Origin of the sequence: Bartonella sp. AP258QHHD (assembly GCF_042196145.1) — a bacterium.
Lineage (GTDB): Bacteria > Pseudomonadota > Alphaproteobacteria > Rhizobiales > Rhizobiaceae > Bartonella.
The window spans coordinates 122887-143763 of record NZ_JBHIPR010000063.1; the positions used below are offsets into that span (position 1 = coordinate 122887).

At 37.6% G+C, this 20877-nt stretch carries 13 protein-coding genes, 2 tRNA genes and 4 pseudogenes; 13 read left to right on the plus strand and 6 right to left on the minus strand.

Annotated features, from left to right (window positions below):
• The first annotated feature begins 40 nt into the window (after positions 1-40).
• The 3 genes and pseudogenes from ilvA (at position 41) to ACFIMM_RS07910 (ending at position 3558) form a co-directional block, all read left to right on the plus strand.
• Positions 41-1319: pseudogene (gene ilvA, locus ACFIMM_RS07900) on the plus strand (threonine ammonia-lyase IlvA).
• A gap of 35 nt (positions 1320-1354) precedes the next feature.
• Positions 1355-1885, plus strand: a complete 531-nt coding sequence (locus ACFIMM_RS07905) for a hypothetical protein (protein WP_375682756.1) — start codon at positions 1355-1357, stop codon at positions 1883-1885.
• A gap of 290 nt (positions 1886-2175) precedes the next feature.
• Positions 2176-3558 carry a DEAD/DEAH box helicase gene (locus ACFIMM_RS07910; RefSeq protein ID WP_375675581.1) on the plus strand — a complete coding sequence of 461 codons (1383 nt, stop codon included), beginning with the start codon at positions 2176-2178 and terminating at the stop codon, positions 3556-3558.
• A 1351-nt stretch (positions 3559-4909) separates the two neighbouring features.
• Here ACFIMM_RS07910 and ACFIMM_RS07915 read toward each other — a convergent pair.
• Positions 4910-4984, minus strand: a tRNA-Asn gene (locus tag ACFIMM_RS07915).
• Between the two features lie 184 nt (positions 4985-5168).
• Here ACFIMM_RS07915 and ACFIMM_RS07920 point away from each other — a divergent pair.
• The 6 genes and pseudogenes from ACFIMM_RS07920 to ACFIMM_RS07945 all read left to right on the plus strand — a co-directional run bounded on the left by ACFIMM_RS07920 (position 5169) and on the right by ACFIMM_RS07945 (position 12996).
• Positions 5169-5242, plus strand: a tRNA-Cys gene (locus tag ACFIMM_RS07920).
• Positions 5243-5462: 220 nt separating this feature from the next.
• Positions 5463-6137, plus strand: coding sequence for a protein-L-isoaspartate O-methyltransferase (locus tag ACFIMM_RS07925; RefSeq protein WP_375681317.1), 675 nt, complete (start codon positions 5463-5465; stop codon positions 6135-6137).
• Between the two features lie 66 nt (positions 6138-6203).
• Positions 6204-7496, plus strand: a complete 1293-nt coding sequence (locus ACFIMM_RS07930) for a TolC family outer membrane protein (protein WP_375613721.1) — start codon at positions 6204-6206, stop codon at positions 7494-7496.
• A 253-nt stretch (positions 7497-7749) separates the two neighbouring features.
• Positions 7750-8304 (plus strand): DUF2497 domain-containing protein, encoded by a 555-nt coding sequence (locus ACFIMM_RS07935; RefSeq protein WP_375612445.1) that lies wholly within the window; start codon positions 7750-7752, stop codon positions 8302-8304.
• A 137-nt stretch (positions 8305-8441) separates the two neighbouring features.
• Positions 8442-11165: a valine--tRNA ligase gene (locus tag ACFIMM_RS07940; protein WP_375682743.1), complete on the plus strand. Its 2724-nt coding sequence runs from the start codon at positions 8442-8444 to the stop codon at positions 11163-11165.
• A 1040-nt stretch (positions 11166-12205) separates the two neighbouring features.
• Positions 12206-12996 (plus strand): annotated as a pseudogene (locus ACFIMM_RS07945) (tetratricopeptide repeat protein).
• Positions 12997-13098: 102 nt separating this feature from the next.
• Here the strand turns inward: ACFIMM_RS07945 and ACFIMM_RS07950 are convergent.
• From ACFIMM_RS07950 to xth, 5 genes and pseudogenes are all read right to left on the minus strand, one after another.
• Positions 13099-13843 (minus strand): annotated as a pseudogene (locus ACFIMM_RS07950) (amino acid ABC transporter ATP-binding protein).
• Between the two features lie 11 nt (positions 13844-13854).
• The gene (locus ACFIMM_RS07955; protein WP_375612443.1) at positions 13855-14571 is read right to left on the minus strand and encodes an amino acid ABC transporter permease; all 717 of its coding nucleotides are present in this window, start codon (positions 14569-14571) and stop codon (positions 13855-13857) included.
• A 2-nt stretch (positions 14572-14573) separates the two neighbouring features.
• The gene (locus tag ACFIMM_RS07960; protein ID WP_375612442.1) at positions 14574-15326 is read right to left on the minus strand and encodes an amino acid ABC transporter permease; all 753 of its coding nucleotides are present in this window, start codon (positions 15324-15326) and stop codon (positions 14574-14576) included.
• A gap of 141 nt (positions 15327-15467) precedes the next feature.
• The gene (locus ACFIMM_RS07965; protein ID WP_375612441.1) at positions 15468-16373 is read right to left on the minus strand and encodes a transporter substrate-binding domain-containing protein; all 906 of its coding nucleotides are present in this window, start codon (positions 16371-16373) and stop codon (positions 15468-15470) included.
• Positions 16374-16497: 124 nt separating this feature from the next.
• A complete protein-coding gene (gene xth, locus ACFIMM_RS07970) occupies positions 16498-17280 on the minus strand; it encodes an exodeoxyribonuclease III (RefSeq protein WP_375668574.1) in 783 nt (260 codons plus the stop codon).
• A gap of 485 nt (positions 17281-17765) precedes the next feature.
• On the opposite strand from xth, the gene rpsL reads away from it, so the two are divergent.
• The 4 genes and pseudogenes from rpsL to ACFIMM_RS07990 form a co-directional block, all read left to right on the plus strand.
• On the plus strand, positions 17766-18137 hold the full coding sequence (gene rpsL / locus ACFIMM_RS07975) for a 30S ribosomal protein S12 (RefSeq protein WP_005773262.1): 372 nt from the start codon (positions 17766-17768) through the stop codon (positions 18135-18137).
• Between the two features lie 18 nt (positions 18138-18155).
• Positions 18156-18626: a 30S ribosomal protein S7 gene (gene rpsG, locus ACFIMM_RS07980; protein WP_015856589.1), complete on the plus strand. Its 471-nt coding sequence runs from the start codon at positions 18156-18158 to the stop codon at positions 18624-18626.
• 24 nt (positions 18627-18650) lie between these two features.
• Positions 18651-20735, plus strand: a complete 2085-nt coding sequence (gene fusA, locus ACFIMM_RS07985; protein WP_375607436.1) for an elongation factor G — start codon at positions 18651-18653, stop codon at positions 20733-20735.
• A gap of 62 nt (positions 20736-20797) precedes the next feature.
• A pseudogene (locus ACFIMM_RS07990) lies at positions 20798-20877 on the plus strand (elongation factor Tu); the annotation flags it as partial.

Genomic DNA, 20877 nt, shown 5'->3' on the forward strand with positions numbered 1-20877 from the left:
ATCGATAGAAAAAGCTTTTATAATGTAAATAAAGTATGAAATGATTAGTGTTATGAGTCAATTTATTCAAGACGTCACAAAAGCTATGGTGGGATTGCATCACGTGTTTGCTGAAACACCACTTCAAAGAAATGATTTTCTTAGTCAAAAGTATGATGCAGAAATTTATTTAAAGCGTGAAGATTTAACACCGGTGCGGTCTTATAAGATTCGTGGTGCTTTCAATTTTGTTTCAGAAATGCTTAGCTGTATATCACCAGATTCTGCATTTGTTTGTGCTTCAGCGGGGAATCACGCGCAAGGGGTTTCTTTTGTTTGTCGTTATTTTAAACGTAAAGGCGTGATTTTCATGCCTATGACAACGCCACAACAAAAAATTGAAAAAACACGTATTTTTGGTAAAGAATTCATTGATATTCGTTTGGTTGGTGAAACATTTGATCAATGTTATGAAGCTGCGCAATCCTTTGTCGTAGAGAGCGGTGGTGTAATGGCTCCACCTTTCGATGATATTCGCATTATTACAGGGCAGGCAACAGTGCTTTGTGAAGCTGCTTTACAATGGAAAAAACTCAATGGAGAAAGTGAGCCAGATTTGATGATTGTGCCGGTAGGGGGGGGGTGGTTTGGCAAGTGGAGTGAGCAAGTTTTTACATGAATATGGTTGGAAAACAAAGCTTCGTTTTGTTGAGCCGCAAAGAGCTGCAAGTTTGCTTGCTTGTTTGGAGAGTGGAAAACGCGTCAAGCTTGAAAGCATTGACACTTTTGTAGATGGTGCTGCTGTGGCTGAAATTGGTGCTCTAAACTATACAATTCTAAAGCAATTTCCCCCTGATTCTGTCATTACGGTTCCTGAAAACCGCGTTTGTTCTACGATGGTTGAAATGCTTAATGTTGAAGGTGTGGTTCTGGAACCGGCTGGTGCTTTATCGATTGATGCGCTTAACAGTATTCCTCCTCAAGAGTTAAAGGGGAAAAAAATTCTTCTCGTTATTTCAGGAGGTAATTTTGATTTTGAGCGTTTGCCAGAAATTAAAGAGCGTTCTTTACGTTTCCAAGGGTTGAGAAAATATTTTATTTTTAGTTTTCCGCAACATCCTGGTGCATTGCGTCATTTTCTTTCCACATTATCACCAGATGATGATATCGTACGTTTTGAATATCTTAAAAAGTCAGCGAGAAACTTTGGTTCTGTATTGGTTGCGATTGAAACAAAAAAATACGGTAATTTTTGTCTTTTAGAGGAAAAATTTCAAGCGTTAGGTTGGCGTTATCGTGATATTACTGATGATCAAACGTTATTTGATTTTGTTATTTGAGAAACTGAAATTTTACTAAAACAAGAAGTATAATGATGAAACCTATTTTTTATTCGGTGCTGAGTCTATTTTTCTTTTTGATTGTTAATCAACAGAGTTTAGCATCTCAGCCAACAATAGTACAAAAAGATGAACTTTCAAGAGTCGTTGTTGATGTCAATAATGCTATAAAAAATGGGGATTTTATGCCTATTTCTCGTTATATGCCTGAGCGGCTTTATAAAGAGATGGCACATCGATTGAATACAACAGAGAGTGCTTTACGTAGTGATTTTCTTCAACAGTTGCATAAGAAATTTGAGGGGTTGCCTTCTGGTGCTTATTGTTTAGATAAAGAAAATATAGAGTATTTACAAACTGATAACGGTACTTTGTATGCTTTAATTCCAACAGTTCTTGAGATGAAAGATCACATCATTCAATATAAAACTTTGGCGATTTTTGATAAAAACCAATGGTATTTAATTTATGGCGGTCAAAAAACTTTACAAAATCCAGTTTTTCTCGAGATTTATCCTGATTTTATCAAGGTACATTTACCGATGGACACAATCATCAAAAAGTAAACGATCTAAATATTGTTTTTATTCATGATAAATGTATTTCGTAAAGTTCTTGCTTTTTTATCATAATCCAAAGATAATAGAGATGAAGGCATTTAGGCTGGTTTGTTGGCTTTTTGTAAAGTGAGGTTTATACGCCTTTATCTTGATTTCAAGGTGTTCATGAGTTGCGCAAGCCGCTTTTTAGGCGTTGCTTCATTTAAAATGTCAGGGATTTCTCTTGCGCGGATTCTTGAGTGGAGAGTTCAGATGGTTACTTCTTTTGAGTTCTTCAGCTAAGGAAAGATTTTATTTTGCCTATAAAAGAAGAAAATGTTTTTACAAAGTTAGGTTTGCCTACTCTTTTGATTAAAAATTTACTCATTGCTGGGATGAGTAAACCTAAACCTATACAAGAACAAGCTATTCCAGTGATGTTGAAAGGACACGATATTTTAGGTGTTGCTCAGACAGGTTCTGGAAAAACCTTGGCATTTAGTTTGCCTATTTTAAGTCAGATTTTGGCTTTAGGTGATAAACGCTGCCCTAAAACTGCACGCGCTTTGATTTTAGCTCCAACGCGTGAACTTGCTGTGCAGATTGATGAAACGATTCGCACTGTGGCGAAAGGAGCACATCTTTCAACATGTCTTATTTTTGGGGGCGTATCACGTTTAAAACAAATTAAACGTATGGAAGCAGGTGTGGATGTTTTGATAGCGACTCCAGGGCGTTTAAGAGATCTTGTTCGTGAAAAGTGTGTTGATCTTTCCCAATCTCGTTTTTTGATTTTGGATGAAGCAGATCGTATGTTGGATATGGGTTTTATTCATGATGTTAAGCAAATTGCAAAGCTTTTGCATCAAGAGCGTCAGACAGCACTCTTTTCTGCAACAATGCCGAGGGAAATTGCTGTGCTTGCAAAATGTTTGCTCAATGATCCGGTTAAAATTGAAGTTGTTCCTCAAGGTACTACGGCTGTAGAGATTTGCCAAAAATTATATTGTGTTCCTACGAATGAAAAAAAGAATGTTTTAAGTAAACTTTTGACAAATCCAGCTTTTGATTCGGTTATTGTTTTTACTCGAACTAAACATGGGGCAGATGCTGTCACACGTAGTTTAGAAAAGGTAGGATATTTAGTCGCAACAATTCATGGAAATAAATCACAAGGTGCTCGCCAGTCTGCTTTAAAAGCTTTTCGTGAAAGATCTGTGCAGATCCTAGTGGCAACAGATATTGCTGCACGCGGTATTGATATACCAGGGATAAGCCACGTTATTAATTACGACTTACCAGATGAAGCTGAAAGTTATGTGCATCGTATTGGTCGTACAGGACGCAATGGTGCATCAGGTGAAGCACTTACGCTTTTTGATGAGAAGACAGAAAGGTCCCGCTTGCGTGCTATAGAGCGCTTGATTCGTATGAAATTGGTGGCTGAGTCTGTTCCAGAACAATTTGCAGCGTTTCCAGAAAAGCCAATTGTGCGAGAAAGTAGAGAAAAAGCAAATGATAAGGAACGCCGTTTTAAAAAATCTAAACGTCAAAAACAGTTTGTAAGTCGAAAAGATGATGCTGCACAGTTGCAACGAAAGAATTCTTCACCTCAAAATGAGAGGCATAAAAAAGCAAAAGCAGTAGTAAAGCGTGCAAAGCCTCTTCGTTTTCGAAAATCAGTTAAGAGGGCTGCTTAGATAAAGTCTTGAAAAAAGATCATGTACTGGAGATTTTTTACTTTTGTTGATTTATTCTCAATTGAAAAGAGCTATAAAATACTCTTGTCAAAGTAAGAAGATCCTTTAGAGGTTTTCATTTTTTAGAAATGAAAACTTCTAACTTTTTGGATTTATTAAAAATCTTTATTGTAGAGGCAATTATTTATTTGCTTTATTCCTATTTTTTTAAATGGGAATAAAAGTAGATTTTATTTATATAAAACTATTTTTATAAAGGATGTGTTTTATCTTTAATGATAACTTTTAATTTTAAAATTGATGTCTAATAATAACTCATTGTTTTATATATTGAATAATTCATTATATCGTATTTTTTTCATTTTGAAGTTATTTATGCGGATCAATCAAAAGTATTCGCTTGCACGTGATGTGTGAAGTTGTCATATAGATAATCATTTGAAAAATAAATAAAATAATTTTTATAAACTCTTTCCAAGGCAATGGGGGATTGCTGAGATTGAGAGTTGGAAAATAGTACGATGGTATGGCTTTTATTATAAATAAAGATGGGGCTGATCAATCGATTTCATTTTATACCATTTACGGGTGTCATTGTGAAAGAGTCTTGGCGGATTTAAGAGATATCTCTTTAAAAAAGCATGTGACTGCATAATACAATAGCGAGAATGTCATGATTTCTGAAGGCTTTCCCAGGATTCTTAACAATTTAGCTCGTTATCTTGGTTTTTACTGTAAAACTATTATTTGGGGGATATAAAGCCTATAAGATTTTATGTATTAAATGTTTTATGACAGTGTGGTGAACAAGGCAAGGTTGTTTGTAAAGCGTTGAAGTGGTTAGCAGGAGAAATAACCTGTTAGATAAGACGTCGGAGTGTTTACAGACTTGTTTTATGTTTTTTTGCTTTTAGGATGGGGAGGAGGTTATGTGGGGTGTATGGAGATAATATATGACCTTGATTGTTGTTTCTTTCATTTTTCAAAATGATTGCTTCATGAGCAGGTTTTTAAGTTTAATTCCTTTATTGAGTACAAATCATTCTTTCTTTGGGAAAAAATATATGAGACCGATTCATTGCTGATGGAGCTTAATAATTCATCTCTGATGAAAGAAATCGTAATTTATAATGTGCAAATAATTGCAGTGTCCTCTTATAAAGGCGCGGTAGTTTGAAAAAAGTATTTAAAATGAATCAATCGCTTTTTGCGTTCATTGCAAAAAACACATCCCGTAGGATATTGCGTTTCTACTTTATTGCAAAAATCCTATTCCATTACTTTTATTAACGAATCCCTCATGTCTAAAAACTTTAGAAAAAACAATAAACTACGTGGAATAAAAGAAAAGTGGCTCCCCGGGCCGGATTCGAACCAGCGACCAACCGGTTAACAGCCGGTTGCTCTACCGCTGAGCTACCGGGGAATGGTGCCCAATCATCTCGTTGAAAAGGCTATAGCAAAGCAATACTGATTTGCAAAGGATAAAATTACTTTTTTTAAAAAAATATGATAAATTGTGTAATAAGAGGAAAAAAGGCGAGAGAAGATTTCTACACCTTGACGGATGCGTTGCCTTCCCTTATTGAAACCTTTATGTTTGTTGACGAGGCCTCGTGGCGGAATGGTTACGCAGAGGACTGCAAATCCTTGTATCCCGGTTCGATTCCGGGCGAGGCCTCCAGCCGATTTTAAACGAAACGGCTTTTAAGGGAGATGAGGTATAGGAAAATAGATTATTTCCCTCTATTCTTGTGAAGACACTTTTGTATGAGAGATTATACAGTTAAAATCTAATTGTTGACTGTAGTATCCTTTTTTGTAACGCCCATAGTTTAAGAGATCTTTATCCCTTATTGTCGCTGTTTTGTTTGTTTTTTGTAGGTTAGGAGAAAATATTCGTTATGGTTGCAGATTTTGCTGAGCTTCGTCGCAAAATGGTTGACAATCAAATTCGTACAGTCGATGTAACGGATTTATCAGTTCTTGAAGCCTTTTTAACGGTATCTCGTGAAGATTTTGTATCGGAAGATATGAAAGTGTTAAGTTATCTTGATACTGATATTGTTCTATGTCCAGAGCAAGATGGGGTTCCTGCACGCTATTTGATGAAACCTGCGTCTCTAGCGAAATTACTACAGCTTGCCGCTGTAAAATCATCAGATGTTGTTTTAGATATTGGTGCAAATAGTGGTTATTGTGCAGCGTTGCTTGCAAAACTTGCAGGGTCTGTGATTGCGCTGGAAAGTGATAAATCTCTCTTTGAACGTGCTCTTGAAGCTTTAGAACGGAATCAATGTGATAATGTGGTTGTCGTTCATGGTCCATTAGAGCAAGGATATGCCGTTGAGGGACCTTATGACGTGATTTTCATTGAGGGATCTGTTGATTTTATTCCTCAAGGTATCTTTGATCAAATGAAAGACTGTGGACGTCTTGTTGTGGTTGAAGGGCATGGAAATGCTGCTGTTGCACAAATCTATATAAAAGAAGATGGGATCATCTCGGCTCGTCGTGCTTTTAACCTCGCTGTAAAGCCTCTTCCTTGTTTTTTCAAAACACCTGGTTTTGTGTTTTAGTGCTTGTTTGTTTTGTGAATAAAAGATAATTTTGTAATTTATTTGGGGTTTGTTATTGTGTGTATTATGTTTAGAGTAAACAAGAAGTTTCAGGCGTGTTTATTGCTGGTGTTGAGTGTTTTTCTATCAGAGGCTGTTTGTGCTGAAACATTGATGGATGCCTTTTCTAAGGCTTATAAATATAATGCTAAGTTGAATAGTGAACGTGCAGCTGTGCGTATATCCAGTGATGATGTTGTCATTGCGCGATCGGGGCTATTGCCACAGGTTGAGGGGGTTGGGAACTATGGGCGCAATAAGTCTTTTACAGGTCCTTATGTCACTTCTGGATCTATAGGAGTGAGATTAAATCAAAGATTATTTGATGGTTTTATCACGCAAAATATCTTTTCTTCAGCTCAAGTTAAGTTGCAGGCCCAGCGTGAATATCTTCGTAATGTTGAACAAAATACGTTTCTGGAGGCGGTGACCGCTTATGCTAATGTCTATCACGCACGTCGTGTTGCCGATCTTCGGAGAGAAAATTTGGCAGCTCTTGAGGAACAAGTTCGTTCAAATAAAGCAAAATTTGATGTGGGTGAAGGAGGGCATGTTGATCTTGCTCAAGCTCAAGCTGCACGTTCCGTGGCGGTTTCAGAGCTGAGTCTTGCTCGTTCTGATGTAAAAGCAGCAGAGGCAGTGTATCGACAAGTTATTGGTTCTGATCCTGAAAAGTTAAAACGCCCACCTGTAGCCAAAGATTTTCCCGTCAACCTTGATATGGCTTACCAAATGAGCGTTGTGATGCATCCAGCAATCCTTTATGCTAAATATTTAGTCGATGCGAGTGTTTATAATGTAAAGGCGAAAGAAGGGGCATTGCTCCCTAAAGTTGATTTTTCTGCAACTGCATCTTATAATCGAATCTACAGCGGGGTTGGAGAAGATGGCGTTTCTAAATCGATAGGGTTGTCAGTAAGTGTCCCAATCTTTGAAGGAGGGCGTACGTCTGCGCAAATTCGCCAATCAAGGGAACAGCTTGGACAGGCGCAGCTTCAACTCGATTTGGCGCATAGTAATACGCGACAAGCACTTACTTCTGCTTGGTTTCAGTTGGAGGGCGCACGCTCATCTGTTGTTGCTTACCGTGAAAGTGTTCGTGCTGCTGAAATTGCTCTGAAAGGTCGTGTTCAAGAAAATCGCGTAGGGCAAGCAACGACGCTGGATGTTTTAAATTCTCGTACTCTATTGATTAATGCTCAGATTGCGCTTGCAATGGCAGAGCGTAATGCTGTTGTGGCGAGCTATAGTGTTCAATCTTCTATTGGTAAATTGACTGCAAGTTATTTAGGTTTAAAAACAATTAAATATATCCGATAATACATAAAAGTATCTCTTTGAATCTTATTAAATTATTTTAGTTTTTAAAAGATTAGTAAATCAACAGTTGAATATGTTGAAAGATATTGCGGCGAGATATTATTTTTACTAAGTGTAGAAAACTGTGTGTAGCGCCCTCTTTATGACAAGCATATTTGAAAATATCGTAGGAGGCATGTTGATCTTATAATTCTTTTGCATACACTGAAAATATGATTCTATTTGTTGTTGCGTCTTTGAGAGGTTGTAAAGTATGGTACAGAGTTCAAGCGTGTTACGTGAGCCAAGTATGGATGAAATTTTAACATCTATTCGTGAAATAATCGAAGAAAATGCGGTTCAATCTGATCACTTTTTAAATGAAGATGTTGCAGTGAATGCTTCAGAAGTTGCATCCGAGGGTATTTATGATACAACCTTATCGGTTGATGATGCTATGAAAGCTTTAGCTGATCGTATTGGTCTTTCTTCTGAAAATCAAGGGGGGAAAATAACGCAAGAAAAAGAGGATATAGAGGCAGAAAATAATACAGTTGGTATGGATATGCAAAAGATGAAGCTTTCTTCTGAAGAACGGAATTCTGTTTATAAAGCAAAAGAATATGAAGATGAGATAAGGAAATCACAGTCAGACGCAGGAAGGGATGGTCATGTGGAATTGTCTGCATATTGTATTTCTTCTGCAGAAAAGATTGCAAAGGATGTGTTGCGTCCGGCTATAGCAGAATGGTTACAGTCTAAATTGCCTATTTTGCTGGAAGATATTTTGCGTGAAGAGATTGTGAAGGCGATTAAAAAATCGTCTTAATTATTTTTATGTTTTTCATTTTATGGGGATTTTGTTTGCGATTTTGCGAGCTCTCTAGTGAATGGCTGAGATTCACGAGATTCTGATCAGGTTTTGATCATATATTGTGTTTTTCAGCGGCGTTATGGATGGATAGAATGTTAGAAAAAAACTATGATGCTGCCTCTATAGAGCAACGGGTTGCAAAGAGATGGGAGACTCGTGGGGCTTTTAAAGCGGGAGCTGGTTCTAAAAGCGGTGCAGAACCTTTTTGCGTTATGCTTCCTCCTCCTAATGTTACGGGCTCACTTCATATGGGGCATGCGCTCAATACGACAATTCAAGATATAATAGTTAGATTTCAGCGGATGCGTGGCAGAAATGTGTTGTGGCAGCCTGGTATGGATCATGCTGGAATTGCTACGCAAATGGTAGTGGAGCGTCAACTTGCAGAACGCCAAGAGCCAACGCGTCAAGAAATGGGGAGAGAAAAGTTTATTGAGCGTATTTGGGAATGGCGTTATGAAACTGGAGGCGTTATTGCAAACCAGTTGCGTCGCCTTGGGGTTTCATGTGATTGGTCGCGTGAGCGGTTTACAATGGATGAGGGGTTGTCGCAGGCGGTTCGTGAAGTCTTTGTCACGCTTTATAAGCAAGGGTTGATATATAGGGATAAGCGCCTCGTCAATTGGGATCCTAAATTGTTGACAGCTATTTCAGATCTTGAAGTTGAGCAAAAAGAAGTTCAAGGACATTTGTGGCACTTTAGATATCCACTTGAAGGTAAAATTTTTGATCCAAATGATGCGACAACTTATATAACAGTGGCGACAACACGACCAGAAACAATGCTTGGTGATACAGGAATTGCTGTTAATCCTGAAGATGAGCGTTATAAAAATCTTATCGGTAAAAATGCTCTTTTGCCGCTTGTTGGTCGTAGGTTATTAATTGTTGGTGATAGCCATGCTGATCCTGAGGCTGGAAGTGGTGCTGTAAAAATCACACCGGCTCATGACTTTAATGACTTTGAAGTAGGACAGCGTAATCATTTACGCTTGATCAATATTTTTACCCAGCAAGCCGAGATTTTTCTTCGTGAAAATGAAGCATTTTTCGATGGTTTGATTTTATCAGATGAATTAAAAATGTTAGTAGAAAATCTCGATAAATCTGATCGTTTTGTTGCTCGCCAGAAGATTGTTTCTTTGATGGAAGAACAGGGATATTTAGCTTCTGTTGATGATCATACCCATATGGTTCCTCATGGAGATCGCAGTGGTGTCCCTATTGAGCCTTTTTTGACAGATCAATGGTATGTTCATGCTGCTGAATTAGCAAAGCCAGCGATAGAGGCTGTTCAACAAGGCAAAACGCAGTTCGTTCCAGATAACTGGAAAAAGACGTACTTCAATTGGATGGAAAATATTCAACCTTGGTGCATTTCTCGCCAATTATGGTGGGGACATCAGATTCCTGCTTGGTATGGTCCTGATGGAACGGTTTTTGTTGAAAAAAGTGAAAAAGAGGCTTTAGATTCAGCTTTTGCTCATTATGGTGAGGTTGTTGAATTAATCCGTGATCCGGATGTTTTAGATACTTGGTTTTCATCAGCTCTTTGGCCTTTTTCAACATTAGGATGGCCAAATAAAACGACTGAATTATCTACTTTTTACCCAACATCTTTATCTGTGACAGGATTTGATATTATTTTTTTCTGGGTTGCTCGTATGATGATGATGGGACTTCACTTTATGGGTGACGTTCCTTTCCCAACGGTTTATGTGCATGCTCTTGTACGGGATCAAAAGGGTGCAAAGATGTCAAAATCAAAGGGAAATATTATTGATCCCTTAGAGCTTATTGATCAATATAGTGCTGATGCACTTCGATTTACTTTAGCTATTATGGCAGCACAAGGTCGTGATGTAAAACTTGATGTTTCCCGTATTGCTGGTTATCGTAATTTTGCTACGAAATTGTGGAATGCTACCCGATTTGCACAGATGAATGGTGTGAAGCATGATCCAGCTTTTAAACCAGAACAAGCAAAACTGGCGCTTAATCGTTGGATTTTAACAGAGTTATCTAAAACAATTTCAGCAGTTACGACTGGTATTGAACACTATAAATTTAATGAGTCAGCTGCCACTCTTTACCGTTTCATTTGGAATACATTATGTGATTGGTATTTGGAGCTTCTCAAACCTATTTTTCAGGGGGAAAATGAAGATGCTAAAAATGAGGCTCAAGCTTGTACTGCTTGGGTTTTAGATGAAGTTTATAAACTTCTTCATCCTTTTATGCCTTATATGACGGAAGAGTTGTGGTATCTTACAGAAACGCAAGCCATCAAGCGTGAGGATATGCTCGCATTGACAAAATGGCCAGAGGAAACATTGATAGATGAAGAAGCTGCTGATGATATTAATTGGCTTATTGATGTCGTCACAGGGATTCGGTCTGTACGTTTTGAAATGAATATTCCAGTGGCGACACAAGCACCTCTTGTTGTTGTTGAAGGAGGGGAAGTAACGCGAGAGCGTGTGAAGCGTTATGATGCACTTCTAAAAAAATTAGCGCGTATTGAAGTTATTGATTTCTCTGATAAAGTTCCGGAAATATCAGCACAAATGATTTTGGGAGAGGCTGTTTTTTGTTTACCATTAGGACAGTTGATTGATTTGGAGGCTGAACGTGTTCGTTTGAGGAAGGATGTCAGTAAAATTGAACAAGATATTGAAAAAATATCGCTTAAGTTAAACAATCCCAAATTTATAGCAAATGCAAAAGCAGAAATTGTTGAGCGTGAGCGGAACAGGGTTGTAGAACTGCGTGCAGCGCAGAAAAAAATATTTGTTGCTTTAGAGCGGTTAGATTGATTTCAACTTTTTATTTTTTTGATAGATAATTGCATACCAGTAGGGCTAGTATAGATCTTCTTTAAAAGGAAACTTTTTCTTTTGTTAGTTTTTCATGAACGATCATAAAATCTCTACTGAAATCCATTGTTTTATGTTTATCATTAAAGAGACATCTTTTAAGGCATCCAAGCCTATTCCACGACGTAGATCATGAATGGTATAACGGTAAATCTATTGAGCTTCCCTTCTTTATGCTTGTGAAGTAACAAGCGCTGGGGGCACCATTCTGTCCAATATCCGGACAACCCTTAGCTCAAACCGTTCGTAAGAGGCATTTTTAGTTCTTTCTTACACAGAGTTTTTATCCACATAGCTCTCTCTACTTGTAATGTGCAAGCGGATGGTTTTGATTGATTTAACATGGAACAGGTTTGGAATGAGAGAATCTTACGATATTCGAGGTCCTCATTCAACATGCAAAATGGTAAAGTATCATTATAAATCAATATCTTGTTTTATTTCTGTAAAATATCATCATTTAGAGTAGCAATATAAGGCATGTAAAATTACACATGTGGTATTTTTGTATGTAGTGGTGAGTATTCTGAGGTAGAACTTGTGTGTAAAGTATGAAGTAACCCCATGTGAAATGATGTTAGGTGCAATCCGTTAAACAAAAAGCTGTATTGTTTATAGATTGACGGAGGCAAAAAACTTCATCTTTAAGGTGGTAAGGCAGTCGTGAAGTTATAAGTTAACTATCATCATTATATTTATCCATCTTTCGTATTGTTTTTTATACTCAAACGTTTACCATTCATCATGTATTCTCTTCGTTCTCAAGTTGCTGTTTAATGCACGTTATTCTATTGAACGATTTTTGCTCATACGTATAAAATTTTAAGATCGATAAATCCTATTGGATGGTTTTTATCTATTTGTTTTTTCTTTTAAAATTTTTACTTTAAAATTGCGTATGCTTCTTACTAAGAAAAAGAGTTTAAATATCTACAAAGAAATTTGTAACAGATATAATCATTAAAATTGAGGTAGGGGGAATGGTTAATAGGTTTCAGATATGGAAAAAAGTCACGATTGTTGTGATTTTAGAGGGATTCTTTTCGACTGTTTATGTAATAGATGTCAATAGCTTGCAAGAAGCGAATGATGGTTCGTTTTATTTTTTAAAACGTGGCATGTCTGTTTATAAAAATGGGCATATAACTCAGGCTATTGCAGCATTACGTTGTGCTGCTAAGAGAGGCTATATTGGTGCGAATTGGAAACTTGGCTCTATCTATGCAAACGGTGATGGTGTCCCTAAAAATGATTATAAGGCATATAATTTTTTTGCATATATTGTTGAAAAAGGTGCTGATCTTGGTTCAGAGGATGAAAGTTATGTTTCTGATGCATTGATTAAACTTGCCGGATACATAAAAAAAGGTATTCCTCAATCACCTGTGAAACCTGATCCTTCTTATGCTTCTCATCTTTATATGCAGGCTGCGGTAAACTATGGAAATCCTAAAGCTCAGTATCATTTAGGAAAAATATTTTTAAAGGGAGAGGGAAGGGAGAAAAATCTTATACAAGCAGCACGATGGTTTCAACTTTCAGCAAAAAAAGAAAATCCTTCTGCCCAAGCAATGCTTGGAAATATACTGCTTAAAGAAGGAAAAATTGTCCGTGGGGCAGCAATGTTAACTGCTGCCTATAAAAAGCTAACGTAAAAGACGAAAATTGGATTCACCCTTTGCAAGAAGAGGCTTTTGCTCTTTGTAATGAATCTGAGAGACGTACAGCAATTTCACTGGTTGTTGAGATTTTAAAGAATAACAGTTTTTAAACATCTGATTGTAATATTTTTACATTCTCTCATCTTATATTAAACTCTGTTTTCTTGTATACAAGTTCATAGTAAAGATAGCTTTTTTTGATAATCTAACGGCTAATGACTTAGGATTTTAGACAAAAATTCTTGCGTTCTCGGTTTTCTTGCTTGCGGATCAGAAAAGAACTCTTTAGATGAGCAGTCTTCAAGAATTGTTCCTTGATCTATGAAAATAACACGCTCCGATACTTTTTGTGCAAATCCCATTTCATGGGTTACACAAATCATCGTCATACCTTCTTCTGCTAAGCTAATCATGACATCGAGTACTTCACCTACCATTTCAGGATCTAGAGCAGATGTTGGTTCATCAAAAAGCATGACAAGTGGATCCATAGTTAAGGCACGTGCAATAGCAACACGTTGTTGTTGCCCTCCAGAAAGTTGACCAGGATATTTATCTTTGTGTTCAATGAGTCCAACGCGTTCAAGATATAACAATCCACGTTCAAGTGCTTCTTTTTTGCTTCGTTTTAGGACTTTGATTTGTGCAATTGTCAAATTTTCTGTGACAGATAAATGGGGGAAAAGCTCGAAGTGTTGAAACACCATTCCTACCTGACTTCGCAATTTAGGCAGATTCGTTTTTTGAATGAACTGGTATTCCATTAATCCAAATTTCACCTTTTTGAAAAGGGACGAGAGCGTTAATAGTTTTAATGAGTGTTGACTTTCCTGAGCCTGATGGACCACAAACGACAACGACTTCTCCTTTATTAATGTTGGTTGTACAGTTTTTAAGGACTTTAATTTCGCCATACCAATTAGAAACATTTTTTATTTCGATCATATGAGTAGACATTTTTTTTCCTGTTAGCGAATAATGGATACTTTTTTTTGTAAATACAAAACTATTTGTGACAGTGTAAAACAGATAACAAAATAGAAAATAGCTGCTAAGATATAAGCTTCTTGCTTTACACCAAAATTATTAGCAGCAATATCAAAACCATTCAAAAGGCTATGACCACTGATGGCATAAACAAGGGTTGTATCCTGAAAAAGGATAATAACTTGTGTTAAAAAGACTGGAAGCATATCTCTAAAGGCTTGAGGAAGAATGACAATGTACATACTTTGCCAATATGTCATTCCAAGAGCTTGTCCTGCATATTTTTGTCCTTGCGGAACTGAATTGATTCCAGCACGCATAATCTCAGCAAAATAAGCCGTTTCAAATGCGGTAAAGGTAATGAGTGCTGATTTATTTGCACCAATGGATATACCAGTTAAAAAAGGCAGAAGCACGAAAAACCATAAGATAACCATCACAAGTGGTATTGAACGCATAGCTGTTATGTAACTGATTGCAAACCAAGAAAGAAGTTTTATGGAAGAAAGGCGCATCATTGCTAAAAGTGTGCCGAAAACAAACCCCAATACCGTTGCAAAAAGAGTTAGAAAAACGCTAAAGAGTAAACCTGATAAAATGTAAGAACGAAATACATCAAAGGTAAAAAAGGAAAAATCAAAGTCGGAAAAATTGAAAGGAAAATAAAGTCCAAACTGAGAGCTTATGAAATTCACCATATTCAATTTCCCTTTGTTTGAAAATTAGGAATTTTGAGTATTTGTTCAATGACTGTCATCACAATGAATACGAATAAGGCTATTAGAATATAAAGGATCGTAACAAGCAAATAATTTTCGTAAACATGGCTTACTTCTTCAATTGTTTGGTATTGAAATTGCATGAGCTCATTTATTGAAACGGCGAATGCTATAGATGAATTTTTCACAATCCCCATTGCTTCTGAAGTAAGAGGTGGCATAATTGCACGTATAGCACGTGGTAGTATAATATAGCGATAACTTTGATAAGTTGTAAATCCCATTGCCATAGCAGCATAGCGTTGTCCAGAAGGAATCGCTTCAATGCCTGAACGAACCTGTTCAGCAATGCGTGCAGATGTAAAGAATCCCAATGCGCATGTTATTAAGAGAATGGGGGAAAATTTCATCGCTGGTGGATAAATCTTCGGAACAACAAAATACCACAAAAACACTTGTACAAGGAGGGGAATATTACGCATAATCTCTACCCAAATAGTACCGATAGTGCGAAATATATAATTGATTATGGATGTTTTGGGTAAAGTGCGCATTGTTCCTATAATAACACCACACAATACAGCTAATATAAGTGAAGTGATAGACAATATAATTGTATTTTTTAAGCCATCGAGAAGTGTATCTAAATAGGTATGACTTACGCCGGGAGTTCCCAAGCATCCTGTTACCAATGTTTGAGTAAGGTCATCTCTACAAAGGAAAGAAAAGTCCATTAATTGATATTCCCTCAAATTAGTCATTCACAAATAGGACAATAAACCACGCGCATCTACATAGTCCAGATTTATTAAAAAGTGAATTAAAATATAAACCACACTCAATTTCAAAAGAGTGTGGTTCTTCTTTATTAAACTCTATAAATCTTTTTCTGCGTAGCTTTCTCGAGGCTTATTATTTGGGTGATCCCAAGCATATCTTGTTTGTTTTGATAAGGGAAGGTTCATAACAGTGTTAGCAGGTGGGATCGGTTTCATAAACCACTTATTATAAAGCTTTTCCAGTGATTCATCTTTAATCTGACGTACGATACTATCGTTGATTGTTTGTTCAAATTTTTTGTCATTTAATCTGAGCATACAGGCAATAGGTTCGACTGAAAGTACAGTATCAAGAATGACATAATCAGATGGATTCTTTGATTTAGCAATATGTCCAGCAAGAATTGAAGCGTCCATGACAAAAGCATCTGCCTTACCAGATTCTAATAATAAAAAACTATCTCCGTGATCTTTCCCCTTTAAAACTTTAAACTGAATGTTTTTTGCACGTTTATTTTTACGAATAAGTTGAACAGATGTTGTACCGGTGGTCGTTGCAACTGTTTTTCCATTTAAATCCTCAAGAGATTTAATGTTAGAGTTTTTCTTTACAGCAATCCGAACCTCTTCAATGTATGTCGTATAAGCAAATGCTGCTTCTTTACTGCGGGCAATATCATGTGTTGTTGAGCCGCACTCAAAATCATAGGTTTTATTTTTTAAGAGAGGAATTCTATTTTGAGAAGTGATGGGAAGATAATGAACTTTAATTGGTTTACCAATTTTTTTTGAGATATCATCAATGATCCGTTCTGCCATTTCTGTATGAAAACCTACATATTTATTATTACCAAGGGCGTAGGCTAAACCAGATGATTCACGGACACCTAAAGTAATTTCCCCTGTTCGTTTTATTTTTTCAAGAGTATCATGTTCAGCATGCGCGAAACTTGAGAATCCAATGGCCGTTGCTGCAATAAGCATTAATAATGATTTCTTCATTTATGTCCTCCATTCATTTATTTTTATTTTATTTGCTTAAGATATACTGTTTATATGCTGTAGCATAGTTATTATTTTTGAGTGGAATTTTTTTGTTGTCTCATGAAATGAGGATTTTACTTTCTTAATTGATATTAAGGTGAATCCAAACAGGAACGTGGTCGGATGGTTTTTGATATCCCCTTACTTCTGTTTGGCTATGAGCGCAAATTAATTGATCAACAGCTTCTGGTGATAATAATAAATGATCAATGCGAATCCCATTATTCTTAGGCCAAGCACCTGCCTGAAAATCCCAAAAACTGAAGGAGGGAGTATCGGTGACATTCCGGATAGCATCATAAAAACCTAAATGAAGAATACGTTGGAATGCTTTTCTTGTTTCTCCAAGAAATAAGGCATCTTGATACCATTCTTGAGGTTTTTTTGCATCTAATGGAGTGGGGATGACATTATAATCACCTGCTAGAATAAGAGGTTCTTCATACGCAAGCAATGATTTTGCATGTGTATATAATCTTTCCATCCATTCTATCTTATAGGAATATTTTTCACTCTCAATAGGATTCCCATTTGGCAAATAGAGAGATGCAACACGAACAACACCTTTGTTTGTTGAATAAACAGCTTCAATGTAACGTGTTTGTTTATCATTATCATTGCCTGGTAATCGACGGATCACTTCATCTGGTGTTTTTTTAGAGAGAATCGCAACGCCATTAAAACTTTTTTGTCCGTGTGTTTCTATATGGTAACCTAAATTTTCAATTGTATCGCGTGGAAAATTTTCATCAATACTTTTAATTTCCTGTAAACAGACTATGTCCGGTTGGCTTTGCTGCAGCCATTGACATAATGTTTCATGTCGCGCTTTTATTCCAGCAATATTCCACGTTGCTATTTTCATGGTGCTCATCATTAGATATCAAATATGCAATTCAATTTACTGCTATGTTTTACTACAGTCATATCGCTACTTTTTTATTTATAGGGATATTACTTATGGTAAATTGATTTATCAAGAGTAGCGGTAAAAGCAAATTTAAAGCTTTAAAATTTAATTTATTTTCATTTTTAAAAACTTTCTGCTGTTTAGTTCTTGACGAATGTACGTGTTCTCGCTATTAGAGATGGACATAACCGATGTGAATGTAATCAGGTGTTTTGGATATGAACCGGATTATTCACAGGTGTTAAGAAGATTAAAAGCAAATGCTAGTGCAAAAGGCTATTGCCTTCTCTGCTTGTGGTCGGGTAAACTGTTTTTTGCAGGTGTGCCCGATTTTGTGTGTAGACTTAGATATCTGCTCCGATTTTGTTGGGGTGGATAGAGATGAAAATAGAAAAGCCCGATTGGGTGAGACGAATGTAGATCGAAAAGAGGAAGGTTGCATGCCTACCGTAAACCAGTTGATTCGCAAGCCGCGTGTAGCGCCAGTTAAACGTAATAAGGTTCCTGCTCTGCAGTCGAATCCGCAGAAGCGTGGTGTTTGTACGCGTGTTTATACGACAACACCGAAGAAACCTAATTCTGCTCTTCGTAAAGTTGCTAAAATTCGCTTGACGAATGGATTCGAGGTGATTGGTTATATTCCTGGAGAGGGACATAATCTTCAAGAGCACTCTGTTGTAATGATTCGTGGTGGTCGTGTGAAAGATTTGCCAGGAGTTCGTTATCACATTATTCGTGGTTTGCTTGATACGCAGGGTGTCAAGAATCGTAAACAGCGTCGTTCAAAGTATGGCGCAAAGCGTCCAAAATAATATTGAGAGACAAAGCCAATGTCCCGTCGTCATAGAGCAGAAAAGCGTGAGATTAATCCAGATCCAAAATTTGGTGATTTGGTTATTATGAAATTTATGAATGCCATTATGTTTGATGGTAAAAAATCAGTTGCAGAGCGTATTGTTTATGGTGCGCTCGATTCTGTAGAAAAAAGAGTAAAAACAGATCCTGTGGCTCTATTTCATCGAGCTTTAGAGAATGTTGCTCCTCACATTGAGGTTCGTTCACGCCGTGTTGGTGGCGCTACTTATCAAGTTCCGATTGATGTTCGTCCTGATCGTCGTCAGGCTCTTGCTATTCGTTGGTTGATTGCGGCGGCACGTGGTCGAAATGAAACGACGATGATTGAGCGTTTATCTGGTGAATTGATGGATGCGGCTAATAATCGTGGTTCTGCCGTGAAAAAGCGTGAAGATGTTCATCGTATGGCTGAAGCTAATCGTGCTTTTTCTCACTATCGCTGGTAGAAGTTTTAAACTAAGGCAAATATAATGGCTCGCGAATATAAAATTGAAGATTATCGTAATTTTGGTATTATGGCGCATATTGATGCCGGTAAGACTACGATGACTGAACGTATTCTGTTCTATACCGGTAAGAATCATAAAATTGGCGAGACCCATGATGGTGCTTCTACAATGGATTGGATGGAGCAGGAGCAGGAGCGCGGTATTACGATTACATCTGCTGCGACAACGACGTTTTGGGAAGGGCAGGACGGTCGGAAGCGTCGCTTTAATATTATTGATACGCCAGGGCATGTTGATTTTACGATTGAAGTTGAGCGCTCTTTGCGTGTTCTTGATGGTGCAATAGCCTTGTTGGATGCAAATGCTGGTGTGGAGCCTCAGACGGAAACTGTTTGGCGGCAAGCTGAGAAGTATCGCGTGCCTCGTATGGTTTTTGTTAATAAAATGGACAAAATAGGAGCTGATTTTTATCGTAGTGTGGAGATGGTTGGTTCTCGGTTAGGTGCTAAAGCGCTTGTTTTGCAGTTGCCGATTGGTGCTGAAAATGACTTTGAAGGTGTTGTTGATCTTGTAGAAATGAAGGCTTTAAAGTGGGATGGTTCTATTGGTGCCTCGGCAGTGATAAGTGAAATTCCCTCTGATTTAAAGGAGAAAGCTGAAGAATATCGCGAGAAATTGATTGAGATGGCTGTGGAGGTTGATGAAGCTGCGACAGAGGCTTATTTGGAAGGTGTTATGCCAACCAACGAGCAGCTTGTTTCTCTCATTCGTAGGGGGACAGTAGAAGTTCAGTTTCATCCGGTTCTTTGTGGTACGGCTTTTAAAAACAAGGGGGTGCAGCCACTTTTGGATGCTGTTGTTTCCTATCTTCCTTCTCCAATTGATATTCCGGCGATTAAGGGTATTGATGTAAAGACTGAGGCTGAGACGACACGCGAATCTTCTGATGATGCTCCGTTATCTATGCTTGCTTTTAAAATTATGAATGATCCTTTTGTTGGTTCATTGACGTTCTGTCGTATTTACTCAGGTAAAGTTCAGAAAGGTATTTCTCTTGAGAATACTGTGAAAAAGAAAAAAGAGCGTTTGGGGCGTATGCTTCAAATGCATTCAAATTCTCGTGAGGATATTGAAGAAGCATTTGCTGGTGATATTGTTGCTCTTGCAGGACTTAAGGAGACGACAACAGGGGATACTCTTTGTGATCCTTTGAAACCTGTTATTTTGGAGAGGATGGAATTTCCAGAGCCTGTTATTGAGATTGCAATTGAACCGAAGACAAAAGCAGATCAAGAAAAAATGGGTATTGCTCTTAACCGTCTAGCAGCCGAAGATCCTTCATTTCGTGTTAAATCGGATGAGGAATCTGGTCAGACTATTATAGCTGGAATGGGTGAGCTTCATCTTGATATTATTGTTGATCGTATGCGGCGTGAGTTTAAGGTTGAAGCAAATGTTGGGCAGCCTCAAGTTGCTTATCGTGAGTCAATTACTAAAATGGCGGAAATTGATTATACGCATAAGAAACAATCGGGTGGTGCAGGTCAATTTGCTCGTGTGAAAATTGTTTTTGAGCCTCATGATGGTGATGACTTTATTTTTGAGTCAAAGATTGTTGGTGGTGCTGTTCCTAAAGAATATATTCCCGGTGTCCAAAAAGGGATTGAGAGTGTTATGGGGTCAGGTCCTCTTGCGGGCTTTCCTATGCTTGGTGTAAAAGCGACTCTCATTGATGGTGGCTATCACGATGTTGATTCTTCGGTTTTGGCTTTTGAGATTGCTGCTCGTGCGGCTTTTCGTGATGGGGCAAAGAAGGCTGGTGCACAGCTTCTTGAACCGATCATGAAGGTGGAAGTTGTTACTCCAGATGATTATGTTGGTGATGTTATTGGTGATCTCAATTCTCGTCGGGGGCAGATTTCAGGAACTGAAGCGCGCGGCATTGCAACGGTTGTGAATGCAATGGTTCCTTTGGCAAATATGTTTGGTTATGTGAATACTCTTCGCTCTATGAGTCAGGGGCGTGCGCAGTATACAATGCAGTTTGATCATTACGAGCCTGTGCCTTCAGCTGTTGCTTTGGAGATTCAAAAGAAATACGCGTAATTTCAGGTTGGTAATTAATTTTTAACTTAGTCCTTGGCTTGGACGGAAAATGGAGAGCTCAAATGGCGAAGAGCAAGTTTGAACGAACAAAACCGCATGTTAATATTGGTACGATTGGTCACGTTGATCATGGGAAGACCTC

Coding starts and splice junctions, on each gene's coding strand:
- ACFIMM_RS07905 (WP_375682756.1), top strand. CDS start 1,355: ATGAAACCTATTTTTTATTCGGTGCTGAGTCTATTTTTCTTTTTGATT.
- ACFIMM_RS07925 (WP_375681317.1), top strand. CDS start 5,463: ATGGTTGCAGATTTTGCTGAGCTTCGTCGCAAAATGGTTGACAATCAA.
- ACFIMM_RS07930 (WP_375613721.1), top strand. CDS start 6,204: ATGTTTAGAGTAAACAAGAAGTTTCAGGCGTGTTTATTGCTGGTGTTG.
- ACFIMM_RS07935 (WP_375612445.1), top strand. CDS start 7,750: ATGGTACAGAGTTCAAGCGTGTTACGTGAGCCAAGTATGGATGAAATT.
- ACFIMM_RS07940 (WP_375682743.1), top strand. CDS start 8,442: ATGTTAGAAAAAAACTATGATGCTGCCTCTATAGAGCAACGGGTTGCA.
- ACFIMM_RS07955 (WP_375612443.1), bottom strand. CDS start 14,571: ATGGTGAATTTCATAAGCTCTCAGTTTGGACTTTATTTTCCTTTCAAT.
- ACFIMM_RS07960 (WP_375612442.1), bottom strand. CDS start 15,326: ATGGACTTTTCTTTCCTTTGTAGAGATGACCTTACTCAAACATTGGTA.
- ACFIMM_RS07965 (WP_375612441.1), bottom strand. CDS start 16,373: ATGAAGAAATCATTATTAATGCTTATTGCAGCAACGGCCATTGGATTC.
- xth (WP_375668574.1), bottom strand. CDS start 17,280: ATGAAAATAGCAACGTGGAATATTGCTGGAATAAAAGCGCGACATGAA.
- rpsL (WP_005773262.1), top strand. CDS start 17,766: ATGCCTACCGTAAACCAGTTGATTCGCAAGCCGCGTGTAGCGCCAGTT.
- rpsG (WP_015856589.1), top strand. CDS start 18,156: ATGTCCCGTCGTCATAGAGCAGAAAAGCGTGAGATTAATCCAGATCCA.
- fusA (WP_375607436.1), top strand. CDS start 18,651: ATGGCTCGCGAATATAAAATTGAAGATTATCGTAATTTTGGTATTATG.